Consider the following 11338-nt stretch of genomic DNA (forward strand, 5'->3'; position numbering starts at 1 on the left):
CTTGGCGCCGCGCTTTCCCTCGATGAGCAGCAGCCATGGCGCGCATCCCGGCCGCTGGTGCACCATCCGCAGCCGCTTCGGCTCAATCCCAGCCTTTCGCATCGCGCAGGCCACGTCCACCAGCCGCTCCGGCCGGTGGCAGAGACAGAGCCGTCCTCCAAAGCGCAGAAGCCTTGCCGCAGCGGCGCAGATATCCCCAATTTCACAGAGGGTTTCGTGCCGCGCGATCCGGTCGCTTTCGCTTTCGCTCAAAATTCCGGTCCCAGCGGTTTTGTACGGCGGGTTGCAGGTGACCAGGTCGAACATACCGGCGTCCAGCACGCCGGAAAGATCACGCAAGTCGGCACGTACCGGAAAAAAACGGTCCGCCGGAAGCCCCCCCACAGCGACACTTCTTTGCATCTGCGCAACCGCCTGCTCCTGCACCTCCACCGCGCAGACCTTCCGCGGGGCGGTTTTTTCGTCCCGGAACCACAAGGCTCCCACAATCCCGCAGCCCGCGCCGAGATCGCAGGCCAGATCCTTTCTGCGCGGCGCGGCGAAATCCGAAAGCAGAAACGCATCGGTCCCGAATTTATGCTGCGGCGTAACGCACAGCTTTATCCGCTCCCCAAGCGGCTCAAAGGTGTCCTTGAACAAAAGCATCCGCTCCTTACAGAAAAATCCCGGGCCGCGCGCAGGTAAAAGAAAAGCCTTCACACAAAGCGAAGGCTTTTCTTTATGTACGCTTATGATGATTGCTTATTCCGGCTTAATGGCTTCGACCGGGCAATCCGCCGCGCAGGCGCCGCATTCAATGCAGGTACCGGCGTCGATCTCGTATTTTCCATCGCCCTCGGAAATCGCGCCAACCGGGCAGGTCTCCTTGCAGTTACCGCAAGAGATGCAATCGTCATGAATTACATATGCCATGGGGAACACCTCCAAAAAAATTTGTGATTTTGGCCGCCGCGCAAATTTCCGCGCAACAGCGATACCATAGACTATGCAACGATGCACAATCGATATGATATTCACAAGCTTATTCTACCACAGGTTTGCAAAAATGCAAGACTTAAACCATTTTCCGCCTGTAAAATTCGTTATTTTTCGCCATCGTCCGAGGCCGGTTCCCCGCCGCCCTGGTTATTGTTTCGGATGAGACGCACTTCGCTCTTATGGATGTACTTGGCCGCGGCCTGATCCTTCTCCGGCGCGACCTTGAGCATACCGGTCAGCAGGTTCACCTCGGTCACGACGCCGCGGCCCTCCTTGGTACGCACCCAGGAACCCGCCTTCGGCGTGGTGCGCAGAAGGTCCTCATAAGCTTCCTGCTCATATTTGAGGCAGCACATCAGCCGGCCGCAGGTGCCTGAAATCTTGGTCGGGTTGAGCGAAAGCCCCTGTTCCTTGGCCATCTTGATCGAGACCGGCTGGAACTCCCCCAGGAAGGAAGAACAGCAGAATGGACGGCCGCAGATGCCGAGCCCCCCCAGCATCTTCGCTTCGTCGCGCACGCCGATCTGCCTCAGCTCGATGCGGGTGCGGAACACCGACGCCAGATCCTTGACCAGCTCGCGGAAGTCAACCCGTCCGTCGGCTGTGAAGTAAAACAGGATCTTGTTATTATCAAAGGTGAATTCCACATCCACCAGTTTCATATTGAGCTTATGCTTGGCGATCTTCTCATTGCAGACCGAAAAGGCCTGTTTTTCCCGCGCCGCGTTGTCCGACACCTTTTTGAGGTCCTCCTCGTTTGCAAGGCGCATCACCTTCTTGAGCGGCTTGACAATCGCTGTGTCGCTCACCTGTCGGTTTGCCATCGCAACCTCGCCGCATTCCACGCCGCGCGCTGTCTCAACAATCACCTTCGCACCCTTCTCCACCTGGAGCGGGCCGGGATCAAAATAATAAACCTTGCCCACGCTTTTAAATCTGACACCGATAATTTCCGCCATAACGTCCTCCATCTATCTGAGTGTAGCTTTGATCTGTTCCACCATACACGCCGATAAAAGCGCGATGCTCACATTCTGGTTGGCGCGCCGCGCGGCCGTTTCAACCGCCTGGGCCGCGCCGAGCGCCTGCATCGGCGTCAGCCGGTTCACCACCCGCATGTCCGGGTTCCCCTCCGGGCGGTACCGTTCGACCGCATACTGGGCGAACGCCTCACGCAGCAGGGTAAAAAGCTGTAAAAGCCCCTCGCGGTCCCGGTCGTAAGCGGCCAGGATCTGCAGCGCCTTATACCGTTCGCCAAAAAGCAGCGCCTCACAGAGCGAACGGGTATCCGCGGCCGCTTTGGAAGGCTTGGCCGACCCGATGAGCGAAAGCGCCCGCCCAATGTTTCCGCCGGCACCCGCGGCGGCCGCGCGGCGCTGGGTTTCGTCCGTTTCGGGAGAAAGCGCGGCCAGCGCCTGCTCACACTCTTCCACGGTGGGAATCTCCAGCTCCAGCGGCAAAACCCGTGAGAGGATGGTGGGCAGCATGCGGGATCGGTTTTCGCAGAGCAGCACAAACCGCACAAAGGCGGGCGGCTCCTCGATGATCTTGAGCAGCGCGTTCTGCGCCGCCGTATTCATCGCATGGGCCTTATCGATGACATAAACCTTGCACGGACCTTCATTCGGCGCAATGTAGGCGTCCTGCCGGATCTCGCGCACCAGGTCGATGGGAAATTCCTTCTTCCCTTCCGGCACAGTGTAATACCGCACGTCCGGATGGATCCCCTTTTGCACTTTGAAACAGTGCGGACAGATCCCACAGGGCTTTTCCGCCTCCTCGCAGAGCGAAAGCTCCGCAAAAAGGCGGGCCAGCGTCTTTTTACCGGAACCCTCGGGGCCTTCGACCAACAACGCATGCGGCAAACGCCCGCCAGCACTGAGGTTGGCGAGCGTACCGGTAGCTTTCTGATTATGATAGAGTAATGTTTTCAAAGTTTCTCAAATCTCTCCACGTTGGTTACAAAGATCGTCGCGCCGCCGACCTGCACTTCCACCGGGAAGGAGGTGTACATGCCCACGCCGTAAGACGCGGAGGACGGCACCATCTGGGTGCGCTTTTTGGAATGCTTGCCAATGATCGAAATGACCTCGTCGACCTTATCGTCGTCGATTCCGATGATGAAGGTGGTGTTCCCCGCCATGAGGAACCCGCCGGTCGTCGCCAGCTTGGTTACCGAAAACTTGTTTTTGGTCAGCTCCTTGGAAACCTTGGCGCTGTCGTCATTGGACACAATCGCAAAGATCAGTTTCATAAGGTCACCCTCCTTGTTGCCCTTGCCCCGGCCCCATTGCCGGAGCTTTCACGCATGAAAATTAGCGCCCGAAAGGGAAGTCCCTTTCTGTATTGCTATTTTACCATATCCGGGTGTAAAATGCCATAGTTTTTTGTTGGCAGAATGCAAAGAAAGCATATCAGAAACCGCATGACTTGTCCGCTGCGCTCCGCAGAGAACCCGCTACTTTCCGCTGCCCTTTGGAAAAAGGTCAGCCAAACGCCGGAGAAAGCAGTCCCGCCAGAATGATGAGCAGCGAAACCGCCGAGATGATCAGGCTTTTGCCCGAAGCCTTCTCGTCCTTCACGATCTCCGCGATCCCGACCGCCAGCGAAAAAACGAACACAAACGGCCAAATGAACCAGGTCCAATAATAAAAGATTGCAATCCCCTTCATCAGTCCAAGCAGCATCGGCAATTCCTCTCCCGCAGTTTTAATCTTTTACAACGCATACCTCTGTAATTCCATAAGCCTTGAGCGCGGCGGCGGCCTCCTCGTCAATCCTTTCGCCGCCCATCACAACCGGGATGCCCGGCGGGCAGGGGGAAACTTCTCCGGCCGCGATCCGTCCAATCGCGTTTTCCACCAAAACAATTTCCTGTGTGGAAAAAACCGCGGCGCGCAACGGCATTGCCGACTGGGGGCGCGGGAGCGCGGCGCCCGCGGCCGGGGCGGGCGAGCCGGATGGCGAGAGCGCCCCGATTGCCCGCGCGAGCCGTTCGTAGTCGCTTTCGCGGTTATAGGCGTTGGCCATCAGCACACAGGCGGTACCGCTCACGTATTCCGGCTCAACGCCGAAACCGCGCAGGTGCGCGCCAAATGTTTCCCTATCCATCCCAAGCGGCCCAAAGCCGAGCGAAAGCTTTGCCGGATCGGAAAGCCCCTGCGGCAGCGCGAAGCCATGCGCAAGGGAAAGTCCCCGCAGCCGGTCCATCTGCCGGGCGGTGCGGGCAAAGCCCTCCCGGGCGCCGCCGCGCGCATACTGGAGCGCAATCTCACAGGAAAGCATCATCGGATAGCTTGGGCTGGTCGAGCCAAACAGCGACATCATCCGTTTCGCATCCGCCGCGAACTGCCCGTCTCCAATATGTAAAAGCGCCGCGCCGGTCATGGCGGGCATCGTCTTATGTAGGCTGTCGCAGCAGAGCGCCGCGCCGCAGTCGATCGGATGCGGCTTCCCGTATTTCTCCGGGAGAAACCGGAGGTGCGCGCCGTGCGCGTTGTCAACCAGCAGCGGCACGCCATGTTCCCGGCAGACCGCGGCGATCCCGGCAAGGTCGCTCATCACCCCAAAGTAGTCGGGCGAGGTGATGTAGACCGCTTTTGCATCCGGGTTCGTCTCGATCGCCGCCGCGACCGAGGCGGGTGTATACCGCCCAAGGAACCATTCTCCCGCGTCGTTTTCCGGATAGATCCACACCGGCGAAAGATCAAGCAGCGCTGCCGTGTTGATCGCGGCCCGGTGGATGTTGCGGCTCATGATCACCTTGCCGCCATTGCCGCATGCGAGCGCCAGCATTGTTTGGATGCACAGCGTCGCCCCACCCGCCGAAACGAGCGTCCGATACGCGCCGTAAACCTCCGCGAACTGCCGCTCCAACTCCAAAATCGGCCCATCCGCGTGAAAAAGGCTGTCCGCCCCCTCCACCTCGGTGATGTCCCACGGCAGGATTTCTGCGAATTCCCCTGTCCCACGGCCCTTATGCCCCGGCATATGGAACCGGGCCATGTCCTTTTGGAGATATGCTTCCACCGCGTCATGAAGCGGTGTTTTGCCCGCCTGCCTCATGATTTTTTCAGTTTGCGCTTCACCGCGCCGATCGTCCCGTTGAGGGCAATCGCTTTGTCCACCATCTTCGCTTTGAGCGGCTGGTAGACATAGTCAAATTCTCCGGCCAGCTCGTCAAGCGTGCCGTTAAACCCGCGCTTAAAGCGGTAAAGGCCGTACATATGCCCATTTTCATCCATATTGCCGGAAACGCCCTGGAAGTCGTAAACCGCGCATCCAGTTTCGATCGCCCATTTGATCATCTCCCACTGGATGAGGTAATTTGGCATCACATTGCGGTAGACATTATCCGACGCTCCATAGACATAGCAGGTCTTGCCCGCATAGTTGGTGGTGATCGCGCCGGAAATCGGCTGGTCCTGATAAAAGGCCATATACATCCGCACATGCTCGCCAAGCGCGTCGAGCATCCGGGCAAAATAGGCCTTCGGACGGACGTTGAAGCCGTCGCGCTCGCCGGTAGTCTGCATGATCCGCACAAAATCGTCCAGATATTCCTGTCCCACCACCCGTATTTCCACACCGTGCTTCATTGCCACGCGGCAGTTGTAACGGGTCTTTTGGGTGAGCGCCGCGAAAACTTCCTCCTCGGTGCGTTCGTTCAGGTAAAGCCGGTAATTGAATCGGGCCTGAATGCCTTCAAATCCATCGGGGCCGTAGCTTTGGGTAAAGCCCATACCTTTTGCGAGTTTTAAAAACTGCGCGTCGCTCATCAGAACATCCGGGTCCATTTTGAAGGTATGGGCGTTGTATTTTTTAGCGAGCGCGTCGACGCCGGCCTTGAGGTCGGCGAGCACGGCCTGGTCGTGCAGGTCGCAGACCGGGCCGCGCGGCGCATACAAAAACGAGGTGCCGATCAGCGGGATCTTTTGGATCAGCACCGACATGGCGCCGACGATTTCGCCCGCACCGCCGCGCGAAACAACCGCTTCGAAGCCCCAGTTATTTTTTACCTTCTGCCAGTTGACGCTCTGCGTAAAGCATCCCTGCGGATGGTTTGAGACAAATGCCTCATATTCTCCATATTGATCGGGCGTAATAATTTCCAAGATCTGTATCTCCTTTTCAGTCCTTTTGTCCTGATTGCGTGACTCCAAAGAACACCGTCCAAGCGTTTTCGTAAGCCCTGAATCCACCCCAGCCCCACCGCAGTGCAGGGAGCATAAAACGTTACCATCAGTCCTGAGCTGACCGTTTTGCTGGGGGCAAAGGCGTCCGCGGGGTTTGGCAAGGCGTCCGCGGGGTTTCCAAAGGGGCGGCTAGCCACTTTGGCGTGTTCTTTTCCCTATTTCTTGCACGAGCAAGAAATAGGGCCGGGGTGCCTGGAAGGCGCAGAGTCTCCGAGCGCCTGAAAAGCGCAATCCACCGCTCTGCGGCTATTGTACCACAAGTGCGAAGCACGCAGTGGGATAATGGGCCATCGGGCAGGGAGTCGGCTTTGCCAACGCATCTGCCTGGCCATAAACCGGTATAATAGCCGCTTTGCGGCTATTATACCACATCCTTGCCGGAAATGATATCCAGATTGCGGCGCAGCACTTTTTCTCCACGCCAGCCATAAGCTTTCGTCTCACAGAGTTTTCCAATTGTATCATACCCGAGCACCGGCTGGTTATCCCGGTAAAAGGCTTCGACTCTGCTCTTGGCAGCCTGCCGGTTGACCGGGCAAGCGTCGGTGCACCTGTCACAGCCCCAAACGAATCCGCCCGCTTGGATCTGTCCGCGTTCCCATTCGCTCAGCGCGCCTTTTTTCTGCGTGAGAAAGGAACGGCATTTCGTCTTGTCAAAGCCGTCTTCCGAGAGTGCGCCGGTCGGGCAGGCAGCAAGGCACTGTCCGCAATTGACGCACATTTTTTTGCTTTGCGGCTGGCCGGGCGGCAAAACAAGGTCGGTGACGATCTCCCCGATGAAACAATAGCTCCCATAGACGGGGTTGAGCAGCTGTCCATTTCGGCCCACGTCGCCAAGGCCGGAAAGATATGCGGCGCGCACCTCCACAAGCGGCGAAGCGTCCACAAATGGTATAAATATATTATTTATATACTTTTTGTTTATGTTTTGCGCCAAATTTTCCAAAATTCCCCGAATTGCGGTGTGATAATCGTCTACGATTGCATATCGGGAGATGTTGCGCAATTCATAACTATTTGTATAATATCCAAATAAAAATACAATTATTGATTTCGCATTTTCCGGGATACGGGCCTTTGCGCGGACTTCCAACAGCGGGAGCGCATCGGCAAAGGCGCACACGCCCCACTGATCAATCCCCGCATCGCGGACAATTTGTTCAAGCTCCGCCATCGGTTCCCTTCTTTCTTGGATAGGGTTTTTCCTCGTCCGTAAGATCCAAAAGGAAGTCCACGCTTGTCTTGTAAAATGCCGCCAAGGTTAGCAGGTTTTCAGTTGTGGGCGTGTACTCCCCTGTCTCATACTTGGAAAGGATACTCTGATTAATACCGGTTTCCATTTGCAACTGTATTTGCGTCAAATCCCGCAGGACACGAATTTTCTTCAGGTTCTTCATGCGCTCACCTCTTATGCTATTATCTCATAAAATATGCTTGACAATTATAATTATTCCTCATATAATATTCTTGTAAAGAATATTATATGAGGAATAATGTTTATGCCAATCGCCCTTGAAGAATTCTTCCTTTCTGAACTCAAAACCTTCGCCACCTACGAGGAAGCCTCCGAAGCGCATGAAATCCTCGCCCGCTTCCAGTAAGGCCCAGGATCTCCTCGCCCATACCCTCACCGAACAGCAAATGCGTCTCCTGCTCGATCTGCGCGACGTGCACGACGAACTCATCGACCGCGCCTCCGCCCGTGCCTTTGTCCGCGGCGTCCGTTTCAAATCTATCCGCTCTTCCCTCGTCCTCGAGTTTTAACCGCCGGTTGAAAGGTCTTACGGACGCACATGGGGGGATTTCTCTTGCAAATCCCCCCATACCCCCAAATGCGCCCGAAGCAGGGCCTGCGGGCCCAGGCGGGATTCCGGTGCGTGCGCGCACCGGCGTGGGGGCGCCGCCCCCGCATCCCCCGCAACCTTTGAAAAGGTTGACGAAACTTTTGTTTTTTCGCGGCGCAACCGAATCAAAAATTCTTGAAAAAGGGTCCGGGGAAAAACTTCTTTCAAGAAGTTTTCCCCCGGCGTTCCCCCGGCTCCGCGCTTAAGCGCGGAGCCCTTTTATTCCATCCCTTTAGTTGCACTTCGAATATCCACAGGATCTACAGCTTACGCAGCCGCCTTCGTGTTCCAGCTCACTGCCGCAGTCCGGACAAAATTTGGAATGCTTGGTCACAATGACCGGCTGTTCCGGAGCCTTCTTCGGTTCCAGAATTGCACTCGAAGCCGGCTTTTGCGCCGCGATCATGTCCGCTGTCTTTTTGATCACGCGGGCGATCGCATCCGGACAGGAGGTGCATTTCATCCCCGTATGCCGGATGGTCGACGGGCAGCGGATGCCGCGCAGCTGGTCGAGGATTTCATCAATCGAGATGCCCGACCGCAGCGCGATCGAAACAAGCCGCGCGGTCGCTTCCGATTGGCTCGGACAGCCGCCCGCCTTGCCGGTCGAGGTAAATACTTCACAGATGCCGGTTTCATCATAGTTGACCGTCACATAAAGATTGCCGCACCCAATCTTCATCCGTTCGGTCAGCCCACAGGTGATCTCCGGACGCGGACGCGGACGGATATTGGTGGGGTAGCCTTCCGGGTCCGTTTCAACTGGGGTTTCCCCTTCCTTCTTAACCGACCCGATATTCAACACCTGGCTGTCACGGCTGCCGTCACGGTAGATGGTCACGCCCTTGCAGTCGAGCTCATAGGCCAGCATATAGACCTCCTGCACATCCTCGACCGTCGCGTCATGCTTGAAGTTGACCGTTTTGGAGACCGCGTTGTCGGTATATTTCTGGAACGCGGCCTGCATCTTGACATGATAAAGCGGGCTGACATCGTGCGACGAAACGAATACCCGTTTGATATCCTCCGGGATTTCTTCAATATGCGCGAGCGTACCTTCCGCCGCAATCTTTTTCATCAGTTCGTCGCTGTAGAGTCCGCGTTCTTCCAGCACCTCCCGAAGCACCGAGTTGACTTCGATCATTTCGGTGCCGTCCATAACGTTGCGGATGAAAACATAAGCGAATACCGGCTCCACCCCGGAAGAACATCCCGCGATGATCGAAAGGGTACCAGTCGGGGCGATGGTGGTGATGGTGGCGTTGCGAAGCGGCGGGCCGCCGGCAAAGATGCTTTCGTTAAAGAGCGGGAACGGTCCGCGTGTCTTGGCCAGCTCAATCGATTCGGCGCGGCCGGTTTCGGTGATGAATTTCATGACCTTTCCGGCCAATTCCACCGCCTCTTCCGAATTATAAGGGATGCCCATATAGGCGAGCATATCCGACCAGCCCATCACGCCGAGGCCGATCTTGCGGGTCTGCTTGGTGGTGAAGTCGATTTCCTCGAGCGGATACTTATTCACATCGATCACATTATCAAGAAAGTGAACCGCGTCCCTTGCGGTTTTTTCAAGTTTTTTGTAGTCGATGGCATAGCCTTTTCCGGTCTTTTTGAGCATATTGACCAAGTTGATCGAACCGAGATTGCAGCTCTCGTATGGCAGCAGCGGCTGTTCCCCGCAGGGATTGGTGCTTTCGATTTCCCCCTGGCTCGGGACGACATTGTCGCGGTTGAGGCGGTCGAGGAAGATGATGCCCGGCTCGCCATTGCGCCATGCGCTTTCCACAATCTTAGTAAAAACCTCACGCGCATCCAGCTCACCGGCCGGCTGTTTGGTTTTGGGGTCGACCAGCTTGAAGGTGTTGTTATGCTGCACCGCATGCATAAATTCTTCAGTGATGCCCACCGATATATTAAAATTGGTGATATCAGCGTTGTCTTTTTTGCAGTCGATGAAATTCAGAATATCCGGATGGTCGATCCGCAGGATGCCCATATTTGCCCCACGGCGGGTGCCGCCCTGCTTGACCGCTTCGGTGGCCATGTTGAAAACCCGCATAAAGCTGATCGGGCCGCTGGCCACGCCTCCGGTGGTGCGCACCGTCGATCCGGACGGACGCAGCCGGGAGAAGGAAAAGCCGGTGCCGCCGCCGGACTTATGAATCAGCGCGGCCTGTTTGATCGCCTCAAAGATCTCTTCCATCGAATCGCCCACGGGCAGCACAAAGCAGGCGGAAAGCTGTCCCAGCTCGCGGCCGGCGTTCATCAGGGTGGGGGAATTCGGCAAAAATTCGAGATTGGTCATCATCTCGTAGAACCGCCCGGCCAACGCTTCGGTATCGGCAGCGGGGTCGAAATGCCTGTCCGCTTCAGCGATGGCGCGCGCCACGCGCCAAAACAGCTGCTCCACTGTTTCGATATTTTTGCCTTCCTCGTCCTTCATCAGGTAACGCCGTTCCAGAACCGTCATTGCGTTTTTTCCAATTTTCATCGGTCAATCCATCCTTAATCTCTATATTGTGTATCATATAAATTTCGTAATACTATATATTGTATCACTTTCCATCTATGGAAACAACATATAAAACAAACAACCTTGCCGAATCTTTTCCAGCAAGGTTGTTTAAGGTGACTAATTTTCAAATTATTCTGCCGACGGGGCATCCGGCGGAGTTGGCTCTTCCGGTGCCTTTGGCGCGCCCTGTGTGTAATAGCCATTCGGATTCGAAGGGCCGCCCGCGCCCTTATCCGCAAGTTCATTGATTTGCGACTGCATGATACCAAGCGCAACGACCGTGAGGCCAAAGATTGCCAGCACCAGACAGATGATACTGTTATCGCTCAGGGAGACGCCCATATTGTTTCCAAGCCGCACCAACTTCTGATTATATTTATAGAGCCAATAAAGCCCATAAATGCCGCAAGTTACAATCGTAAGCAGAACTTCCAGTCCAGAGCCGTCTCTGGTATCTCCAAGCGTGTTGTTGACTTCTTCCGAGGTCTGATACATCCAAATCAGATAATAGATGCCACAGGTGACAATCGACAGGATGATAACCATGGGGATGCTTTTGTTTTGTATGTACATAAGTAACTCCAATCTCCGGCAGCGCCGGGATAAAATCAACAATTTCAGTCTACCATATCAAACGACTGATTGCAATGTATGGCTTCAAGTTTTGTCCCAACCCATACAATTTGTGTCATTTTACCCGAAAATTGCTGCAACAAAAGAAAAAAACCGCTATTTAGCGGTTTTTTAAGAGCTGGCATCGACCTATTTTTCCAGGGCGTCACCACCCAAGTATCTTCGGCACCGCT

Annotated in this window: 14 protein-coding genes; 1 reads left to right on the forward strand and 13 read right to left on the reverse strand. The window is 55.7% G+C overall.

Features of this window, described 5'->3' with window-relative positions; all coding sequences use genetic code 11:
- The 10 genes from DWV16_RS16975 to DWV16_RS17020 form a co-directional block, all read right to left on the reverse strand.
- Positions 1-639 (reverse strand): tRNA1(Val) (adenine(37)-N6)-methyltransferase (locus DWV16_RS16975; protein WP_370219401.1); only part of this gene is annotated, 639 nt, incomplete at its 3' end.
- Positions 640-741: 102 nt separating this feature from the next.
- A complete protein-coding gene (locus tag DWV16_RS16980) occupies positions 742-912 on the reverse strand; it encodes a DUF362 domain-containing protein (protein WP_066452610.1) in 171 nt (56 codons plus the stop codon).
- Between the two features lie 170 nt (positions 913-1082).
- A complete protein-coding gene (locus DWV16_RS16985) occupies positions 1083-1937 on the reverse strand; it encodes a stage 0 sporulation family protein (RefSeq protein ID WP_066452611.1) in 855 nt (284 codons plus the stop codon).
- 12 nt (positions 1938-1949) lie between these two features.
- Positions 1950-2912 (reverse strand): ATP-binding protein, encoded by a 963-nt coding sequence (locus DWV16_RS16990; RefSeq protein ID WP_066452614.1) that lies wholly within the window; start codon positions 2910-2912, stop codon positions 1950-1952.
- Complete coding sequence (locus DWV16_RS16995) at positions 2909-3232, reverse strand: cyclic-di-AMP receptor (protein WP_066452616.1); 324 nt, start codon at positions 3230-3232, stop codon at positions 2909-2911. Before DWV16_RS16995 ends, DWV16_RS16990 begins: the two co-directional genes overlap by 4 nt.
- A 232-nt stretch (positions 3233-3464) precedes the next feature.
- Positions 3465-3665: a hypothetical protein gene (locus tag DWV16_RS17000; protein WP_118480515.1), complete on the reverse strand. Its 201-nt coding sequence runs from the start codon at positions 3663-3665 to the stop codon at positions 3465-3467.
- A 22-nt stretch (positions 3666-3687) separates the two neighbouring features.
- A complete protein-coding gene (locus tag DWV16_RS17005; protein WP_118480517.1) occupies positions 3688-5043 on the reverse strand; it encodes an aminotransferase class I/II-fold pyridoxal phosphate-dependent enzyme in 1356 nt (451 codons plus the stop codon).
- A complete protein-coding gene (locus tag DWV16_RS17010) occupies positions 5040-6092 on the reverse strand; it encodes a peptidoglycan bridge formation glycyltransferase FemA/FemB family protein (RefSeq protein ID WP_079987969.1) in 1053 nt (350 codons plus the stop codon). Before DWV16_RS17010 ends, DWV16_RS17005 begins: the two co-directional genes overlap by 4 nt.
- Positions 6093-6534: 442 nt before the next feature.
- On the reverse strand, positions 6535-7347 hold the full coding sequence (locus tag DWV16_RS17015; RefSeq protein WP_118480519.1) for an epoxyqueuosine reductase: 813 nt from the start codon (positions 7345-7347) through the stop codon (positions 6535-6537).
- Positions 7334-7570 carry a helix-turn-helix domain-containing protein gene (locus DWV16_RS17020; RefSeq protein WP_118480521.1) on the reverse strand — a complete coding sequence of 79 codons (237 nt, stop codon included), beginning with the start codon at positions 7568-7570 and terminating at the stop codon, positions 7334-7336. Before DWV16_RS17020 ends, DWV16_RS17015 begins: the two co-directional genes overlap by 14 nt.
- 178 nt (positions 7571-7748) lie before the next feature.
- Here DWV16_RS17020 and DWV16_RS17025 point away from each other — a divergent pair, with 178 nt between their 5' ends.
- The gene (locus DWV16_RS17025; RefSeq protein WP_118480523.1) at positions 7749-7937 is read left to right on the forward strand and encodes a hypothetical protein; all 189 of its coding nucleotides are present in this window, start codon (positions 7749-7751) and stop codon (positions 7935-7937) included.
- A gap of 312 nt (positions 7938-8249) precedes the next feature.
- On the opposite strand, the gene DWV16_RS17030 is transcribed toward DWV16_RS17025, so the two are convergent.
- The 3 genes from DWV16_RS17030 to DWV16_RS19425 form a co-directional block, all read right to left on the reverse strand.
- Positions 8250-10508 (reverse strand): vitamin B12-dependent ribonucleotide reductase, encoded by a 2259-nt coding sequence (locus DWV16_RS17030; protein WP_118480525.1) that lies wholly within the window; start codon positions 10506-10508, stop codon positions 8250-8252.
- A gap of 153 nt (positions 10509-10661) precedes the next feature.
- Positions 10662-11105: a DUF4234 domain-containing protein gene (locus tag DWV16_RS17035; RefSeq protein WP_118480527.1), complete on the reverse strand. Its 444-nt coding sequence runs from the start codon at positions 11103-11105 to the stop codon at positions 10662-10664.
- A 44-nt stretch (positions 11106-11149) separates the two neighbouring features.
- Positions 11150-11338 (reverse strand): hypothetical protein (locus tag DWV16_RS19425; protein WP_207661953.1); only part of this gene is annotated, 189 nt, incomplete at its 5' end.

This window comes from Anaerotruncus sp. AF02-27 (assembly GCF_003465835.1).
In the GTDB taxonomy this organism is placed as follows: domain Bacteria; phylum Bacillota; class Clostridia; order Oscillospirales; family Ruminococcaceae; genus Anaerotruncus; species Anaerotruncus rubiinfantis.